The sequence below is a fragment of the Pseudomonas rhizoryzae genome, assembly GCF_005250615.1.
Classification (GTDB): domain Bacteria; phylum Pseudomonadota; class Gammaproteobacteria; order Pseudomonadales; family Pseudomonadaceae; genus Chryseomonas; species Chryseomonas rhizoryzae.
Genome location: NZ_SULM01000002.1, coordinates 103,516 through 120,317, shown reverse-complemented (window position 1 = coordinate 120,317; position 16,802 = coordinate 103,516). Strand labels below are relative to the sequence as shown.

The following is a 16,802-nucleotide window of genomic DNA, read 5'->3' as shown; positions in this document are numbered from 1 at the left end:
GGCATCCTCTACGTGGCGGGGAAGAGCGCCGCCTTGTCGGACTTCTTCAGCAAAAAACCGACGATCTTCCCGCCCAGGTCGACCAGATCGGCCGGGTCCAGGGCGCGCACCTCGGCTTCGCTCAGGCTGGGCTGGCTGATGCGCGGGACGATGCGGACGATGGCGTCGACGTTGAGGTTGAGCAGTTCGGAGAGCGATACGCCGCGCAGTTCGCCGGCAGTGGGCTTGCGCAGGCTGAGCTCTTCGATGCGGGTCTCGCCGCGCTGTACGGGCTGGTCGAGCACCACGAGGTTGTCTTGGGTGGTAGCGGTCATGGGGAGATTCCTTGAAGGGTGGACCGGACCCGCCGCAGCGGGCCCGGGCGGGGTCAGATGCCGAGGGCGGCGCGTTGCTGGGCCAGACGATCCTTGCCGTCGACCTTCTCGACGAAGGCCAGCAGATCGATTTCGATGACGGTGACGCCATCCACGGTCAGCTTGTAGTAGCTGCAGGTGGTGGTGATCTTGTGCTCGGTGGTGCCGCCGGCACTGGCTTCGCCCATCTCGATGGACTCGTGGCGACCGCGCACGACGATCTCCACGGCGGTGACGTCGCCGCTGTCGTCCTGCTGGTAGGCGCCGGCGAAGCGCAGCGGCACGGCGTCGGCGCCGACCGCGCCGAATTGCTTGAGCGCCGTCAGGTCCAGACCGCCGAGGGTCCAGTCCAGCTGGATACCGTCGTCGCTGAGGCCCATGTCGGCCTTGACCGGGCCGCTCATGCCGGCGCCGCGGAAGGCTTCCATCTTGCGCGCCAGCTTGGGCAGGGTGCAGGACTTGGCAACGCCCAGGTAGCTGTTGCCGTCGTTGAACAGGTTGAGGTTCTTGAGGGTGCGGGGCAGGGCCATGGGATGCTCTCCAGAGGCGCGCCGGGGGGCGCGCCGGATCAGGTTCAGGCGTTGACGCGGGCGGCGAAGTCGACCAGGAAGCGGTCGGTGATGCGCTGGCGCAGGGTGAGGTCTTCCAGCGGCGGCACTGGGGTGTAGTCGTAGTCGAGGAACAGCTTGCCGGCCTTGAGCGACTCCTTCTCGTTGCCGTCGGCGTCGTACCAGCACTCGCCACCCAGCAGGTAGCCCTGGCGGGTCAGCTCGCGGAACTTGGCGTTGATGCCTTCGACGATGTCGCGCACCAGGCTCGGGTGCATGGGCCGATCGTTGGCCCAGAAATGCGCCTCGGCCATGGTGTCGGCCAGCACCTGGGCGGTGCGGGTGTAGTTCTCGAAGGCGAACAGCGGATCGGCGCTGGTGGTGCGCGAGCCCCAGAAGCGGTAGCCGTCGTGGTTGATCAGGGTGGTGACCTGCTTGCCGTTGAGGTAGTCGCTGTCGGTGGCGGTGTTCTGCAGATCCCAGAACACGTCCTTGCTTATGCCGGTGACGCCGTCGACGGCTACGTTGGACAGGGTCTTGTGCCAGCCGATGCTCTGGTCCAGTTGGGCGCGCAGGCCCAGGGCGCGGGCGGTGGCGTTGGCGGTGACGGTGGTGTTGGTGGTGGTGGACCAGGCCAGGAAGTCCGGCCAGTGCAGCATCAGCTCGCGGGCACCGAACTTGCCGCGGTAGGTGACCGCGTCTTCCTTGGTGGCGCAGCCGTTGCAGCTGGCGTAGACGAAGCCGCGCAGCTGCTTGGCGATGGCCACCAGGGCGGTGGTCACTTCCAGGGTGTCCAGGCCGGGCACGCCGAGGATGCGCGGGGTCACGCCGAGCTGGGCCTTGGCGGCCAGCAGGGCCTTCATGCCAGTGTACTTGCCGTTGGCCGCACCGCCGATGATGTTGGTCGTCAATTCGGCGGCGTTGGCGCCGTCGGCGACCCGCACCACCACCACGAGCGGCTGGGACTGGTCGGCGATCGCCTGCAGCGAAGCCGCCAGGGTGCCCTTGGTGCCGGCCTTGGCGACCGCCGCCTGGACGTTGGTGAGCAGGACGGGAGTGTCCAGCGGGAAAGCGGTGGCGTCGGCGTCGCTGGCGGTGCAGACCATGCCGATGACCGCGGTGGAAACGGTGGAGATGGAGCGGGTGCCTTCGTTGATTTCGAGGACACGGACGCCGTGATGATAGTCAGCCATGAGGGTTTGCCTGCGCAGATGGTTAGGTGACGTTGCACAGGCTGGCGCAATCGCTTACGACTGTCGTGGTGGTGGGGTTGTGGGGGTTGGGGCTACAAGGCGCCAGGTCGCAAGGCTGGTTTGGGACGGAAATGAAAAGCCCCCGGTGCGGGGGCTTTTCGATGCGGGGTGAGCTAGCCGGGCATCAGTACTTGATGCAGGCGAGCAGGGCGATGTTGCGTGGGCGGGACTCGTTGCCGCCGGAGCTCGAGATCGAGACGGAGTGAGTGTGGTTGCCCGCAGTACTTGTCGTCAGGGTGACCGCGCCATAGCGGTTTTCGTCTCCAAAGACGGAGTTATCGTTCGTACCGAGCTGAGCGCCGTCATTGAACCAGCTCATGGTGTGGCTGTGAGCTCCGGCCGAGCCCGTAGTCGCACTATGGTCGTGCGCCAGGTTCTGACTTGCTTGGCTACTACCGAAGGCTCTTCCGCCATCCACCCCGCGAGTGTCATCCCAGCCGCGGATGAACTCACCGCGCAGGTCGGGCAGGTTGAAGGTGGTGGAACCGTCGCCGGCCCCGAAGGTGGTGCCGATGGCGGCGAACAACGTCGCATAGGTGGTACGGCTGACTGCCGCGCCGTTGGCCTTGAGGTAGCCGTTCGGGGCGCTGCTGCGGGCGAAATATTCTATGGCGCCGGCACGATCACCAATGGCGTTAAGCACATAGGCGGTGGAGGCCGCGTTGTTGCTGCGGTCGCCGTAGGCGACGGTCAAGGTCTCCAGGCCGGAGGACATGGCTACCCGACCGGTCGCCAGATTCACGGCAAAGGGCCGCAGGTCGTTCCAGGTACCGTAGGCATCGCCCTTGGCGGTAAGCAGTAGGTAGAGGGCGGTGCCATCGTTGCGCCAGAAGGAGCCGTAGTCGCTGCTCACGTGGCGCCAGCAGTTGGCGTTGGTCGTCTGGACCTCGCCATTGAAACGCTTGGTACCGTTGACCGCCTGCTCGCCCTCGCTGGTGAGGATCTGGCCGGTACGGCCGGCAGGCAAGGTAGCGCCGCCAAGCTTCACTACGCCATCCGTGTAGACGGAAAGCCACTCGACCCGGCGGTCCTTGGCGGTATCTCCCGGGGGCGTATAGAAAAGTCGTTGCGACCAGCCGCCGTTCCCATCCTGAACGCCTTGAATAGAGCCGACGATCCAACCCCCTGCGTTGGCCATCTCCAGGGCAAGGTTACCGGTGGGCTCCAGGTTTTGCAGATAGGTGCTCTTCCAGCCATTGGCGGCGGATTTTCCGGCGAGCCAATGCTGCACTTCATTGGGTAGATCGGCGAAGCGGCCGCCGATGGCGACCTTGGCCAGGGACTCCGCCATGCTCACAGTCGTCCAGGCACTCCAGTCGCTCAGATTCACGCTATTACGGAAGCTGACCTTGCCTTTAGTGCCGAAGAATAATTGGTTGGCCCAGTTGCTGTTGGATGTGCCAGCGGATTGACTGGCGATCAAGACCACGCCGAAGGTGTCAGGTGCAGTGCCCTTGCTACCATTGCCAAATAGATAGAGACCGGGGACCAGGGTCTTATCATCTAGGTCGCTGAGGGTCGCTAGATTGCGTGCCCCGATGCCGAAGGCCGCCAGTTGCGCCAGCACGCCAGCGGCAGTCTGTACTTGGTCGCTGGTGGTGCCCGGCACCGGGCGAGGGGCGGTGGGTTTGCCGGTCAGTACGGGCGAGTCGAGCAGGCCGTCCAGGCGCGTCTTGAGCCAGCGGGTGCGGTTGGCCAACTGGTTGGCCTGGCGGTTGGAGATGCCGTCCGCACCGCCGACCACCGGGTCGCTTTTCTCGATCTGGTAGATCCCGTCTTCGTACTGGTTTTGTTCGGTGAGATTGGCCATCAGGCGACTCCGTAGGTGAAGCTTGCGTCGTAGTGGAAGGTGCCGCTGTGGTCATTGAGCGCGGCGGTGAAGTTGAGCGACAGCAGCTCGCAGCGCGCTGGGGCCACATCGGCCAGGGTGCTGCGGATCAGCGCCGCCTGGGCGACGCTGATGGGTTGCCGGACGTACAGACGGTACTGGGCCCAGTGCTCGGCATGGCCGTGGAAGCGCTCCCCGTCATAGGCGTAGCGGGCGTCGTAATGACCGCCCTGGGCGCCTTCGAGCAGGGTGAAGTCCTGGTTACCGAGCAGGTTGGCCAGCGCCCGGCGCACCGCGCCACGGGTACCCTTGTGGCGATGGATGCGTACCGAGTCGGCGATGACCTGGCGTTTCCTGTCCTCGCCCCAGTTGGCGTCCCAGTCATCCACCGAGACGGCCCAGGCCAGCCAGGGCAGCAGGCCGGCCGGGCACCGCCAGGCATTCCAGAGATCGCGCAAGGGCACCGGCAGTGCCGCGAGGTCGGCGCCGGCCGCGGCCAGGGCCGTCTCGAGGTGGGTACGGTTGGGTGGTAGCAGCGACTCAGGCGTCATCGAGGATCTCCGTGGTCAGGCTGATGGCGCTGCAATAGGCCGCCTGATCGGCGGTTACCGCGAGGTCGCTCGCCGGGCTGGCCAGGCGCACGTTGTGCACGCCGCTCTGGTGCAGCGCGGCGAACAGGCCGGAGCGGGTGACGTCCTTGCCCAGGGCATGGCGCTCGGCGACATAGGTCTGGGCCTTGGCCAGGGCGTTCTGCCGCACCACGGTCTGTTCGGGGCCGGGATAGAGCTGCAGGGTGGCCTTGACCTCGTAGGTGAGGACCGTGGCGGCACCGACCTCGACGGTGTCGCACAGCGGGCGCACGTCTTCATCGTTGAGGGTGGTCGCCACCTGGGCCAGCAGGGCGGCATCGGGCGTGCCATCGCCCATGGCCGCAAGCACCACTATCCGAACCGTACCCTGGAGCGGCCGCAGGATGGCCACGTCCTTGACCTGGGGCGTGGCGGACAGCGTGTGGTAGCGATAGGCGTTGCGCGAGCCGGCGGTGGTGAAGCCTTCCAGCGCCAGTTGGGTGCGCTGGCGCAGGCGCTCGTCGCTTTCATAGACGGCTGCGCGTGGCGGCTTGGCGGTGGCGTCGGCCGGCGTTACCAGCGCCCGCGTGACGCCATACCAGGCGGCCAGATTCTCCAGGTCGGCACCGCTGGCGTAGGCTAGCAGCGTCGCCTTGGCGCCCTCGTTGATGCGCTGGCGCAGCAGCAACTCGCGATAGGTGTTTTCCTCGAGCAGCTTGGTCAGCGGCTCGGATTCCAGGGCCAGCCGGGCGGCCAGCGCCTCCTGCTCCGCCACCGGCCAGAGGGCGAGCAGACGCGCCTTGCGCTGGGCCAGGAGCGTCTCGAAGTCGAGGGGCTCGACGACGGTGGGTGAGGGGAGTTGCGAGAGATCGATCATGGGTGGACTCCGCGAGGATGGGGCGGGCGGGAGGCGCCGGGAGTGCGCGCTCGATGTTCCGGAATGCGGCTGGAGCGAAGTCGGGAAGGGTGACGCCCAGAACGGGACGGATCGCGAGGTAGTGCGGGAGCGGCCATGGTGGGAAAAGTGCCAGGAAAGGATGACGCTGCACAGGCTGGCGGACCCGGGCAGCCTGGTCATGGGGCGGGGGTTGTGGTGGGGAGCGCTACAAGATGGGGCTTAGATTGGAGACCCAGCGGATGGCCTCGGCCAACTGACCTGGGCTGTAGCGCTGGGGCTGCTCCAGGCCGAGGGCCTGGGCGCAGAACTCCGAGCAGAACCAGCGGGACCGACTCTGGATGCCGGCCGGCAGGATCTGGCTGCCGAGGATGCCGAGCCAGTCGTAGCCGGCGCCGGCTTCCTGCTCGAGCAGCTGCTCGACGTGGGCCGGCTGGAGCCAGGGCAGGGGCAGGAAGTCCCAGACCGCTGGATCTTGGTCGATCACCTTGGCGCGCACGCCGCCGTCTCGGGGCGAGCTGGTGACAAAGCGACCGTCCGGCAGCACCAGCTCGCAATGTGAGTAGGGGCTGCGTGTCCAGGCGCGGATGAAACGGTCGTAGGTGTCGCCCGGCGCCTTGTACAGGGCCAGGTGGATCACTGCGGCGCCGCCCAGGTAATAGCCTCGATCTCGGCGAGGGTCTCGGCATTGGCGAGCTGCTCTTCCAGCTTGATCTTGTGAGCGATGCAGGCATTGATGGCGTTCTTGCCGTCTGTACCTACCTGCTGGATCTGGGCGGCGGTATGAGGCCGGTAGGCCCAGGTGCCGGTGGCGTCCTGGCACCAGAAGGGGGTTGTCCAGTCGTCGGCCAGGCCGGGGAAAAGGGATTCCAAGACAGAGGCCTGCAGGTTGCTCTGGTCGGTGAGTTTGGCAGGGTAGCGGTGCTCGGCGCCAAGGGCCGCGGAGATGAAGCCCTCCAGGATTGTGGCATTGCAGGCGCCGGCGATGGTGGCACGGATCACGGTCTTGTCCTGTTGAGGATCGTAAAGACTCGGCATGCCCGAGTCGCTCCAGTCGATGGATTGTCCCTTGAAGGTTTCGTACTGCTCCTGACTGATTTCGATAGCGTCGCCGGGAATCTTCGAGTGCAGCGCGCTGAGATAAAGGCCGCCCGTGGATTGGGATGCGAAGAATTTCATATAGGTCTCCTATCGGCCGATGCTGAGCCAGCCGACCGAGCTTCCGCCGTCGGCATTGGTCACTCGAAAAGTAGCGGTGGTGAGTGGCGCCCCGGAGGTGGTACGACGCACAGAGTCGGTCGAGCCCACGGTGTCGTTGTAGATGCACTGCCATACGCCATAGCAGGCGTTGGGATAGGCAACGGGATAGGTCACGGTCAGTGAGGTGATATTGCTGGCAACGGTTGAGCCCCACTGGAGGATGAAGCCACCGAGCCAGGCCGGGAGGGCGATGTAACCCACGTAGCCGAAGCTGACGGAGAAGCCTGCCCGGAGCTTCATAGGGGTCACGATGGTGGCGTCGTCGGTGCCGGCGTTGACCTGGGCCTGAGTAGCTAGCTTGGCCCAGCCGAGGATGCTCTCGGTGGCCTGTTTCATCACCGAGGTCCACCAGGAGGCAAGCTTCTTCGGCGTCACGGTGGTGGCATCATTGGTACCGGCAGACACTTGCTCTTGTGTAGCCAGCATGGTCCAGCCGAAAGTGATTTCGCTGGCTTGCTTCATCGCCGCGCCCCACCAGCCGGCAAGTTTTTTGGATGTGATGAAGCGGGTGTCATCGGTCGCCGCGGAGATGTCCACCTCCGTCGCGACCTTGGCTGTCCCCCGAACGGTCTCGCTCGCCTGTTGGGTGGCCGTGTCGACGTATTGCCGAGTGGCCAGGATCACGCTGGGATCGATCTTGAGCTCCACGGCACTGGTGCTGCTGACCACCAGGATCATGCGCAGCACCTGGGTCCGGCCGGAGCCCTCGGCCAATTGTGGCTTGTAGCTGGGTGGGGTATTGGCCACGGCGATCAGGTTGCCGTCGATGTCGTACAGGCCCATTTCGCGGATCCAGTTGCCGCCGGTGGCCTCTGGGATGACCAGTTCGGCGATGATCTGGCTGGTGTTGCTCGGATCGACGCTCAGGGTGTTGAGGCCGGCGCGATACCACTCGCCGACCAGGACCGTCTGGGTGCGTGTGGGCGTAGGCACGGCGCCACCGCCATCGCCGACCGCCATCTTGGCGATCTTCAGGGTGGTGTTGAGCGCCGCGGCGTTGGCCAGCTTGGCCTCGCCGATGGCCGTGAGGATAGCGTAGTAGGTCTGGCTCATGGATAGATGCTCAGGGTGTCGAGGGTGTGGGTGCTGCCGGCGCCGAGCAGGGCTTGGCCGCTGACGACGATGGCGTCGGGCTGGTAGGCGTAGACGCTGAGGATCTCGCCCTGGTAGGTCGCGAGGCCGACACCTGCGGTACCACGGGTTTCCAGGCTGATGGCCAAACCGATCAGATGCCGGCCGATCGGGCGGGCGTCGTCGATCAGCAGGCTCATGGCCTCGTACATGGTCTCGGTGATGCCGCTGTCGAGTACCCCGACGTCCAGGCGGAAGGTGCCCGGGATGCCGGTCGGGCTCTCCTGCCACCACTCGTGGATGCGGATCAGATAGCCCAGGGGCTCCACCACCCTGCGCAGTGCGCCGATGGTGCCCTTGTGTGCGTGAACGAAGTACGCCGACTTGATGACCTGGCGCTTGGTGGCCTCGCTCCAGCCGCTATCCCAGCGATCCACCGAGCGGGCCCAGGCCAGGTAGGGCAACAATTCTTCGGGGCAACGGTCGGGGTCGGCCAGGTCGCGCAGCGGGACGGGCACCTCGCCGATGCCGGCCAGCGCCTCGGCGGCTAGGCGTTCCAGCGGGGTACTGTTGGGCGGCAGCAACGTCTTCATGGTCATTCGCCCAGGGTGACCGTGCTGGCGGTGCAATAGGCCGCCTGGGCTTCGGTCGGCGTCAGATCCTGCCAGTCCTTGAGCTCGACCCAGGCCACGCCGGCGACGTGCAGCGCGGCATCGATGCCGGAGCGCGACACCCGCACGCCGAGGCGACGCCGCTGGTTGACGTAGGCGGCCAGCTGCTGCCGGGCGGTGGCCAGGATGACTTCGCCCTCGGCACCGGTGTTGGCCAGGTGCAGCACGGCCTTGACCTGGTAGGTGAGGATCTGCGCCGATTGTACGATCAGGCGATCGCCCACCGGGCGCACGTCCTCGTCGTTGAGGGCCTGGCTGACGGTGGCCAGCAACTCGGCCGAGGCGCTGCCGTCGCCCTCCAGGCTCTGCACGGTGACGGTCACCACTGCCGGGCTGGGACTGGTGGCGCTGGCATCAGCGACCTTACCGCTGGCGTTGCGCGCATGCAGGATGTAGGCGTTGCGCGGCCCGGCCACGCTGAGGCCCTCCCAGGCCATTTGCACCCGCTCGCGCAGGGCATCGTCCGTCTCCAGCACGGCCGCGGTGGGCGGTACGGCGTCGGGGTTGGCGGCGGTGACCACCAGGCGAGTGAGATTCACGCCGGCGGCGATCTGTTCCAAGTCGCTACCGCGAGCCTTGGCCAGCATGGTGCCCAGCGCCGCCTCGTTGACCCGCTGGCGCAGCAGCAATTCGCGATAGGTGTTTTCCTCGAGCAGCTTGGTTAGCGGCTCGGACTCTAGTGCCAGGCGGGCACGCAGGGCGGCTTGCTCGGCCGTGGGCCAGAGACTGACCAGCTGCTCCTTGCGCGCCTGCAACAGGCTTTCGAAGTCCAGCGGCTCCACCACGCTCGGCGCCGGCAGCTGGCTCAGATCGATGGGGGTGAAGGTGGTCATGACAGGCCCCCCAGAACCAGCGGGGCGCGCAGGCTGACGGCCGCGTCGTTGACGGTGCTGTAGCCCTCCAGCTCGATGAAGGCCTGGCCGGGACGCTCGCCCTGGACCAGATCGATATGGGTGAGGTTGAGGCGTGGCTCCCAGCGCAGTAGCGCGATCACCGCGACGGCCTTGGCCTGCAGGCCGAGGGCCCCGTTGAGCGGCTGGTCGAGCAGGCGGAACAGGTCGCAACCGTAGTCGCGCCGCATCAGGCGGCTGCCGATGGGCGTGGTGAGGATGTCGGTGACCGATTGCTGCAGGTGCTCGAGGTCGCCCAGGGCCTGGCCGGTGTTGCGATTCATGCGGGTGCTCCTGTCTGGCTGCCGCCGCTTTGGACGCCGCCGTGCTTGTGCTTGACCAGGCTGATGCCGGCCGCCACCACGTCCTGGCTGACGGTGACCTGGCCGGTGACCTGCTGGTTGCCGGTCTGGGTATAGTCGCCCTGGTGGGTGATGGGGCCGACGATGGTGATGCCCCCGGTACTGGTCAGCTGGGTGACGCCACCCTCAGGCAACACCGCGCTCAGGCGATGGGCCTGGCTGTCGTACTCGATCACGGCGCCGTCGGGGTAGCTGCGTCTGTGCAGGTCGGCGCGGTCGCCATTGGCCGGCAGCAGCTGGCTGAACAGGCCGCAGAGGACGATGCCCTGGGTGGTCTGGCCGCTGGGGCTGAGCAGCACGACCTGCTCGCCGAGGGTCGGCGGGTCCCACTCGCGGCTGCTGCCGGCGCGCAGGGTCAGCCAGGGCAGCCAGCCGGTCAGCAGTTCGCCGCTCTGCACGCGCACGCGGGCGGGGCGGGGTTCGGTGAGACTGCCGTGGTCCACCGCGGCGATGGTACCGAGGCGGATCAGGTTCTCGAGGAGGCGGGAAAGCGCAGCGAATTCGTTCATGCCGCCAGCATGGCGCTCGCCCGGTCGCCCTGCAGCCGACGGGCGTTGTCGGCGCGCGGCCGACAAGTTCAGGCGGTGCCGATCAGCCGCGCCACGTCCGGATTGGCGGCCAGGAAGGCCTTGAGCTTGTCGACCGGGTCCTCGGCCGCGAAGGCCCTGGGACGATTGACCAGGCGCCAGGCGCTGCCGTCCCAGCGCGGCCACTGGCTGTCCTCCCAGGTGGCAGGCGGCGGCGTTTCCACGCAGCGCGCCGGCAGTAGATAGACGCCGGGATCGAGCGGCGAGGCGTCGGCGACGGTCTCGCCCAGGTAGAAGCCGGCGTGGTCGAGCTGATAGACGAGCTTGTCCATGGGCACTCCTTCAGTACTTGATGATGGCCAGCAGGGCGACGTTGCGTGGCCGGGCTTCGCTGCCACCGCTAGGGTCGATGGTCAGGGCGTGGCTGTGGTCGCCGTTGGTGCTGGTGCTGTAGTAGCTGTCGCGGTCGGTGAAGTTGTTACCGCCCGACAGGCCACTGGTGCTGGTCTCGAAGGTGTCGGTGTTCATATAGGAGTGGGAGTGGGCACCGGCCGTGGCGGTGCGGCCGGCGTGGCTGTGCTCCTGGTTCTGGCTGCCCTGGGCGGTACCCAGGCCACGGCCCTTGTCGACCCCACGGCCGTCGTCGAGGCTGCGGATGAATTCACCGCGCAGATCCGGCAGGTTGAAGGTGGTGAAGCCATCGCCCGCACCATGGAAGGTGCCCAAGGCGGCGAAGAGTTCGGCGTAGGCAGTGCGGGAAATGGCCGCGCCATTGGCTTTGAACCAACCGGTCGGCGCGGTGGTGCCAGCGAAGTAGACCACGGTGCCTGCCGGTACCCGGGGAATCAGGCCTTCCACCTCGCTCTTGCTGTAGAGCTCGAGATTGGCGCGGGCCTGGGCCTTGTCCGGTACGTCGGCCAGGTTCTGGGCGCGCAGCAGCGGATCGAAGAAGGTCCCCAGCGGATCGTTCTGCGCCAGGATGATCTTGGTGCCTGCCGGGTAGCTGCTACTCAGCCTGAGCGTGGTGGTGCTGATGGCCTTCCATTCTTCCCCGGCCCGTAGCCGCGCGCCGGCGATATAGACCGCCAGACCCACGGTGGTGGTCTTGGCCAGGCTGACCACCGTCTGGTCGGCCGCCAGCGTCTGGATCTCCTCGATGGAGCGAACGGTGACCTTGGCCTCGGTGGGATCGGTCCAGGCGTAATCGCCGTCGGTGTTGCTGGTCTTGGCCAGTACCTGGCGGGCTGTACCGCCGGGGATGATCAAGGCCTTGGCGAAGGTATTGAGCACCCAGGTGTGGCTGGCCACCGCCAGATTGGGGTCCACGTTGAGGGTGATGAAGGAGGTGTTGGCGGCGAGAAATTGCACTCGCAGCACGGCATCTGAATAGGCGCCTTCGCCGGGGAGCGGTTTGTAGGTGTCCGGCAGGTTGCCGATCACGAACAGGCTGCCCTGATCATCGTAGAGACCGACTTCGCGCAGGGTAAAGCCACCCTTAGCCGCCGGAATGATGACCTCGGCGATAAAGCCGCGGGGCTCGTCCGGGTCCTGGTAGACGCGGTTGATGGTAGTGCGATAGCGCTCGCGAACCAGCTGGGTCATGCCCTCGGCCGGGGTGACGGGGTTGCCATTGCCATCGCCCACCGCGGCGTGGCTCAAGTTGATGGCGACGCCGCTGGCCTCGGCCTGGGCCAGGCGCTTGAGACCGTAGTAGGTGTGGATCGTGTGGAAGTCCATGCTCAGGCTACCTTTGCAGAGATGAGAGGGCCGATGTCGAGAGGAGACGGGCCGCTCGGGCAGCGGACGGAGTACCAGTTCGGGAGTAGTTGACCTTCAGATGCCTTGGCGAAGGTTGCTGGCTTCATGCGGGCCACCACCGATCAGCAGCGAAGTCCTGAGGGGTAGGCATCATGGCCTTGAGCGCGCTACCGGCAAGGACCAGTTGGCTCTTGCGTACCGTGGCGGCTTGGCCGAACGCCAGGGTGGTCTGGGCATCCATGGGCACGCGCTGGTTGTCGCTGGCGATCCAAACGAAGTCCGTCTGTGGATCGGCCCAACGTAGGTCACCTGCCTTGGCGCCGGCCATGATTGCCGCCAGGGCGCTGTTCATGGCGCCGAGGATGTTCTCCCGGTCACCAGCCTCGCGGGTCTGATAGCGCTTGCCCTGGAACTCGAAGCCCAACCCGACGCGACGGTCCCGCTCGGCGTCGACCTGGTCAGCCGTGACGGCCGGCAGCGCCGGCACCGGCGCTTTGTCGGCAGCGGTCCAGCCCTGGCCATTCCAGACGGCCACCTGACCGGCCGTGAGCTTGGCTGGCGCCGTCGGCGTGCTGCGCTCGGGGATGCCGGCCATGGGATCGGCCAGGAAGGAGCCAACCAGGACGCCATCGGCGCCCCATTGATAGAGGGTGATGGTGTCCATGGTTATTTGGCCTTAATGAAGTTGGCGTAAGGGGCCGGCTGGACCCCTGCCTTGGGGACCTGGAATAAGGTTTTAACGTCGTAGAGTGGTTGGGCGCGGTAAAGGAATCGATCGCTGGTGTTAAAAGCGACCCACAACCCCAGGCCGTCCGTGGCCATGCTAACTGGCCAGCCAGAAACCCCCATCCCCAAAAGGCCGGTCCAGGTAATCGCGCCCTTGGAGTCTAGCGACACGACGCCGCGAAGTGCGCCGCCTGTATAGCCGCAAACGGCATAAGTGCCATCCTTGCCGATGGCGATAGACCAAGCTTGATAATTAGAGTAGTTGCTGCCCGCGCCGAGCTTCCAGTTAAACCCGTCTAGGGAAAAACCGAAAGGCATATAATTTCCATAATTCGTCTGTTGCGCGCCGACCAGGCCAAACACTCCCCGACCGTATGTAACGCCGGACCACGAAACATTTTCGCTCGCATATGTGAGGGTGTATGTCGTCCAGGTCAGCCCGTTATCCACGGAGGAATAGATGGTGTTCGAGACCGGGCCTATGCCAATCCACTTCCCTGCGCCGTTTGTTGCAAGCATATTTGCGGCGTAAGTGAGAGGGAGCGCGACCTTTTTCCAGGTCAAGCCGCTATCGTCCGAACGCATAACCCACGCGCCCGAAGTGACCGCAATCCAGCAGCCTTTTTTATCCGTCACCATTCCAGTGATGTCATTACCCGATCCGGTGTTGATAACAGTCCAGGTCAAGCCGTTATCAGTGCTGCGCAGCACGCGACCTACAGTCGAGCCAGCAATCCAGAGCCCTGCGCCATCGGTTCCGATGGAGGTAATTCGAGCCGTAGGCGATTGGAAGGGCGCGAATGAGAGCCCTCCGTCCGTGCTGCGCAGCAGATAGAAAACCTCCCCGTTCGGGTCGGTATCGGTGCTCATGAGCACGCCGTCCTTGCCGAATACATTCAGAGGATTAGCGTTTGAAAATGCCGCTCCCTTAGCAAATGCGGAGCCTGCGCCGTCATAGTTGAGCAGACCGACCTTGGCGAAAAGGTCCGGGTAGCTCGCCTGCAAGTAATTCGCGCCCTCAGGAATCCAGTTCGCATCAGGCGCGCCGCGGCAAGTGGCGAGGACGTCACCGATACCCGGCTTCCAATAGGTGCCGTCCGCCCAGCCCTTACTGATCGCGTGGAGAGGGTCGGTCGGGTCTCCTGCCAGCTTGAGCGCGCCGGTCATGGTGCCGCCGCCTTTGGCGAGCTTGCCGGTATCCAGGTCGGCGATGGCCGTGGCGTTGTCCGCGATCCCCTTCGCCTGGGCGGTCAGAGCGGCATCGATCGTGGTCGCGCCGTACCCGACCAGCTTCGCGCCGCCTGTGCCCTTGAGGGTCTCGGCTGTGGCACTGGCCGCCGCAATGGCCGATGCTAGGCGCGAGGCCACACCGGGTACCGTCTCCACCTTTTTGCCATCTGTGGTGGTGTAGTAGCCCGCGGCATTGCCGTTGACGAAATCGGCAATGCGCGCCTCATTCTCCCGGAAGCGGGTGATTACCTCGGGTAGGGTCAAGTCAGCCATTTTTCAGTTCCAGCGCCTGGACCAGGTCCACGTTGGTGAGTTGGTGCAGCCCGAATTCAGCCTCGACGAAGCCAGGCTCCAGGACGGCGTATTGGAGATCGGAAGGGCGGAGCGTCAGCTCGAACCCCGCCATGGTCACGGCCGCGCGATACCGCCGATTCCGGCTGGCCACGTGCAGTTCGATGGTGTCCAGGTGCGATCTGAGGTTCTTGGCGGCCTCGACCACGGCCAGGAAGCGTTCGGCGCTGCTGTTAGGCACGCCGACCTGATCGACTTCGATCAGCAGGCGGAAGGTGCCGGGCTGGCCGGGCGGCGTCTGCTGGTACCATTCCTGGACGCGCAGGGGATAACCCAGGGCGGCCAGGGCGTCCTTGATGGCGCCGAAGGTGCCCTTGCTGCGGTGGACCTGGAGGCTGGCACGGATGGTCTGGCGCTTCTGGTTCTCGCTCCAAAGCGGATCCCAGGCGTCCACCGACAATGCCCAGGCCAGCCAGGGCAACTGCTCGGCCGGAGCGGTGTCCGGGTTCCAGACCGAACGGGTGGGTACCGGCACGTCACTGATGGCGCTACCGACCTGGGCCAGGCGCCGTTCCAGATGCGTGCTGTTGGGTGGCAGCAGGTCACGCATCGGTCGCCCCCGCCACGCTGAGGGTCACCCCGGTCAGGTTGCTGGCCTCGCCGTTGCCGAGGACCAGGCTGGCCGCGGGCCGCTTGAGCTTCACCGATTGGACGCCGGCGCCATGCAGGGCCTGGTAGAGGCCGGAGATGGCCACGTCGTAGCCGATCTTCTTCACGCTGGCGGCGTAGTCCTCCACCGCCTTGTAGGCGGCGTCGAGCACCACCTTGGCGTCGGGGCCGTCATAGAGGGTCAGTTCGGCCTCGACCTGATAGTCGACGATATTGGCAGCCAGGACCGTTACCTTGTCGGTCAGCGGGCGGACCTTCTCGGCATTCAGGGCGGTGCTCACCTTGGCCAGCAGCGCTGGCGAGGCCTGGCCCGAAGGCCGTCGCGACAGCACGTAGACGGTCACCTGGGTCGGCGCCGTGCTGATGGCCTGGATGTCGCGCACGTCGCCATCGGCCGACAGCCCGTGGAAGACGTAGCTGCCCTGGCTGCCGGCGGTGGTGTAGCCCTCGGGCGAGAGCTGGATACGGGCGCGGAAATCGTCGTCGGATTCGTAGACGGCGGCGCTGGGCGGGATGGCATTGGGATTGGCGGCCTGCAGCAGTAGCCGGGTCACGCCGAAGTTGGCGCCGAGCTGGTCCAGGTCGCTGCCGCGGGCGAAGGCCAGCATCACGCCGCGGGTGGCGTCGTTGACGCGTTGGCGCAGGATGAGTTCGCGATAGGCATTCTCCTGCAGGATCTTGGTCACCGGATCGGATTCCAGCGCCAGGCGAGTACGGATGGCCGCCTGCTCGGCAGCGGGATAGAGGCCGATCAGACGCGTCTTGCGTTCGGCGAGCAGGGATTCGTAGTCCAGCGCCTCGATGATGGTCGGCGCTGGCAACTGGCTGAGATCTATGGGACTGAAGGTGTCGACCATGGCGGATTGTTCCAGGCAAGCGGCCGCCACGTTCGGTGGTCTGCCGGTGGATCAGCGGGCGTGGCTTGGCGAGATTGTCTGCAAGCTCTCGGTACCAGCCAGCATGGCGGGCTCCCGGACTGGGTGCAGCAGGCCCGGGTTGTGGTGGCCGGGTCGACAAGCAAGGGTGACGAATGTCGCCACCCCAGCAGCTATCACCCTCAGGCCTGACTACGCCTCGGATGCGGCATGGCCAGCGCCACGGCGTCGCCAGCCGCGCTGGACTGCCATTCGCTCAAGGCTCCGTCGGCCGTGGCGAGCTGCCAGGTGCCGGCGTCCAGGTAGGGGCTGTAGTGCGGCTCGGCGGGGCGGCTCAGCTGGTAGGAGCCGTCCGCCTGGCGCTGGGTCACGACTCTTTCGGTGAGCGGCAGCAGCAGGGTCAGGCCGCTCGCCGTCATCTCGAAGCCGATGCCCTGGGCGGCCTGGTCGAGACTGACCAGCAGGTCGGACTGGTTCTCCCGGACCCAGAGCAGCAAGGCCAGGAGCACCAGGTCGACATCGCCGGCGAAGTCGGTCAGGGTCAGGCGCAACTGGTAGGCGTATTCCCAGGACAGACTGGTGGCGCCGGTGCAGTGCAGTCGGCCCTGGGTGACGGTGAGGGCTAGGCGGTTGGGGTTGTCGTGCAGTTCCGGGATGCTGGCGAGCAACTGGGCGCGAAGACTAGCGGGTTTGTTCATGCTGGGCCTGCTGCAGGGTGTAGATCTGGTCGACCTGGGCGGCGCAGTCGGCCCACGCCGCCTCGAGGGTATCGGCGTCGGCGAGCAACTCGCCGTTACTGCGCGGCGCCGTGGCCGGCAGTTGGCAGGGCGTCACCAGGGGACAGCCAGTCACGGTAAGCGCTGGCACCGTCGAGGGGGGGGCGCTGGCGCAGCCGGCGAGCTGCAGCAGGCAGAGGCTGAGCAGCCCAGGCCTTGAGATCGCGGTTTTCATCTTCGAGCTCCTGCAACCGGCGTCGGCGAAGATCCAGTTCGCGGCGCAGGTCGTGTTGGGTGGTCTGGAGTTGCT

Annotated in this window: 21 protein-coding genes; all 21 read right to left on the bottom strand. The window is 66.1% G+C overall.

Annotated features, from left to right (window positions below):
* Nucleotides 1–8: 8 nt before the first annotated feature.
* Nucleotides 9–314 (bottom strand): phage tail assembly protein, encoded by a 306-nt coding sequence (locus FAZ11_RS03050; RefSeq protein ID WP_137279077.1) that lies wholly within the window; start codon nucleotides 312–314, stop codon nucleotides 9–11.
* Between the two features lie 53 nt (nucleotides 315–367).
* Nucleotides 368–883 (bottom strand): phage major tail tube protein, encoded by a 516-nt coding sequence (locus FAZ11_RS03045; RefSeq protein WP_058763407.1) that lies wholly within the window; start codon nucleotides 881–883, stop codon nucleotides 368–370.
* A gap of 44 nt (nucleotides 884–927) precedes the next feature.
* The gene (locus tag FAZ11_RS03040) at nucleotides 928–2,094 is read right to left on the bottom strand and encodes a phage tail sheath protein (RefSeq protein ID WP_058773315.1); all 1,167 of its coding nucleotides are present in this window, start codon (nucleotides 2,092–2,094) and stop codon (nucleotides 928–930) included.
* Nucleotides 2,095–2,278: 184 nt separating this feature from the next.
* Nucleotides 2,279–3,964 carry a phage tail protein gene (locus tag FAZ11_RS03035; RefSeq protein ID WP_058773316.1) on the bottom strand — a complete coding sequence of 562 codons (1,686 nt, stop codon included), beginning with the start codon at nucleotides 3,962–3,964 and terminating at the stop codon, nucleotides 2,279–2,281.
* Nucleotides 3,964–4,533, bottom strand: coding sequence for a phage tail protein I (locus FAZ11_RS03030; RefSeq protein WP_058773317.1), 570 nt, complete (start codon nucleotides 4,531–4,533; stop codon nucleotides 3,964–3,966). The genes FAZ11_RS03035 and FAZ11_RS03030 overlap by 1 nt, the downstream gene beginning before the upstream one ends.
* Complete coding sequence (locus FAZ11_RS03025; RefSeq protein WP_058773318.1) at nucleotides 4,523–5,428, bottom strand: baseplate assembly protein; 906 nt, start codon at nucleotides 5,426–5,428, stop codon at nucleotides 4,523–4,525. The genes FAZ11_RS03030 and FAZ11_RS03025 overlap by 11 nt, the downstream gene beginning before the upstream one ends.
* Before the next feature lie 226 nt (nucleotides 5,429–5,654).
* The gene (locus tag FAZ11_RS03020; RefSeq protein WP_058773320.1) at nucleotides 5,655–6,086 is read right to left on the bottom strand and encodes a hypothetical protein; all 432 of its coding nucleotides are present in this window, start codon (nucleotides 6,084–6,086) and stop codon (nucleotides 5,655–5,657) included.
* Nucleotides 6,083–6,625 (bottom strand): DUF4376 domain-containing protein, encoded by a 543-nt coding sequence (locus tag FAZ11_RS03015; protein WP_058773321.1) that lies wholly within the window; start codon nucleotides 6,623–6,625, stop codon nucleotides 6,083–6,085. The genes FAZ11_RS03020 and FAZ11_RS03015 overlap by 4 nt, the downstream gene beginning before the upstream one ends.
* Before the next feature lie 9 nt (nucleotides 6,626–6,634).
* A complete protein-coding gene (locus FAZ11_RS24920) occupies nucleotides 6,635–7,759 on the bottom strand; it encodes a phage tail protein (protein WP_058773322.1) in 1,125 nt (374 codons plus the stop codon).
* Nucleotides 7,756–8,376, bottom strand: coding sequence for a phage tail protein I (locus tag FAZ11_RS03005; RefSeq protein ID WP_058773323.1), 621 nt, complete (start codon nucleotides 8,374–8,376; stop codon nucleotides 7,756–7,758). The genes FAZ11_RS24920 and FAZ11_RS03005 overlap by 4 nt, the downstream gene beginning before the upstream one ends.
* On the bottom strand, nucleotides 8,373–9,281 hold the full coding sequence (locus FAZ11_RS03000) for a baseplate J/gp47 family protein (protein WP_058773324.1): 909 nt from the start codon (nucleotides 9,279–9,281) through the stop codon (nucleotides 8,373–8,375). Before FAZ11_RS03000 ends, FAZ11_RS03005 begins: the two co-directional genes overlap by 4 nt.
* On the bottom strand, nucleotides 9,278–9,622 hold the full coding sequence (locus FAZ11_RS02995) for a GPW/gp25 family protein (RefSeq protein ID WP_058773325.1): 345 nt from the start codon (nucleotides 9,620–9,622) through the stop codon (nucleotides 9,278–9,280). Before FAZ11_RS02995 ends, FAZ11_RS03000 begins: the two co-directional genes overlap by 4 nt.
* Nucleotides 9,619–10,209, bottom strand: coding sequence for a phage baseplate assembly protein V (locus FAZ11_RS02990; RefSeq protein WP_058773326.1), 591 nt, complete (start codon nucleotides 10,207–10,209; stop codon nucleotides 9,619–9,621). Before FAZ11_RS02990 ends, FAZ11_RS02995 begins: the two co-directional genes overlap by 4 nt.
* Before the next feature lie 68 nt (nucleotides 10,210–10,277).
* Nucleotides 10,278–10,559 carry a hypothetical protein gene (locus FAZ11_RS02985; RefSeq protein WP_058773327.1) on the bottom strand — a complete coding sequence of 94 codons (282 nt, stop codon included), beginning with the start codon at nucleotides 10,557–10,559 and terminating at the stop codon, nucleotides 10,278–10,280.
* Nucleotides 10,560–10,569: 10 nt separating this feature from the next.
* A complete protein-coding gene (locus FAZ11_RS02980; protein ID WP_058773328.1) occupies nucleotides 10,570–11,964 on the bottom strand; it encodes a phage tail-collar fiber domain-containing protein in 1,395 nt (464 codons plus the stop codon).
* Nucleotides 11,965–12,088: 124 nt separating this feature from the next.
* A complete protein-coding gene (locus tag FAZ11_RS02975) occupies nucleotides 12,089–12,649 on the bottom strand; it encodes a DUF4376 domain-containing protein (protein WP_058773329.1) in 561 nt (186 codons plus the stop codon).
* Between the two features lie 2 nt (nucleotides 12,650–12,651).
* Entirely contained in the window at nucleotides 12,652–14,214 is a 1,563-nt protein-coding gene (locus FAZ11_RS02970) for a hypothetical protein (RefSeq protein WP_058773330.1), read from the bottom strand.
* Nucleotides 14,207–14,842 carry a phage tail protein I gene (locus FAZ11_RS02965; RefSeq protein WP_058773331.1) on the bottom strand — a complete coding sequence of 212 codons (636 nt, stop codon included), beginning with the start codon at nucleotides 14,840–14,842 and terminating at the stop codon, nucleotides 14,207–14,209. The genes FAZ11_RS02970 and FAZ11_RS02965 overlap by 8 nt, the downstream gene beginning before the upstream one ends.
* Nucleotides 14,835–15,758 carry a baseplate assembly protein gene (locus FAZ11_RS02960; protein ID WP_058773332.1) on the bottom strand — a complete coding sequence of 308 codons (924 nt, stop codon included), beginning with the start codon at nucleotides 15,756–15,758 and terminating at the stop codon, nucleotides 14,835–14,837. Before FAZ11_RS02960 ends, FAZ11_RS02965 begins: the two co-directional genes overlap by 8 nt.
* A 200-nt stretch (nucleotides 15,759–15,958) precedes the next feature.
* On the bottom strand, nucleotides 15,959–16,474 hold the full coding sequence (locus FAZ11_RS02955; RefSeq protein WP_058773333.1) for a phage tail protein: 516 nt from the start codon (nucleotides 16,472–16,474) through the stop codon (nucleotides 15,959–15,961).
* Complete coding sequence (lysC, locus tag FAZ11_RS24915; protein ID WP_193557126.1) at nucleotides 16,458–16,727, bottom strand: Rz1-like lysis system protein LysC; 270 nt, start codon at nucleotides 16,725–16,727, stop codon at nucleotides 16,458–16,460. The genes FAZ11_RS02955 and lysC overlap by 17 nt, the downstream gene beginning before the upstream one ends.
* Nucleotides 16,728–16,802 lie beyond the last annotated feature (75 nt).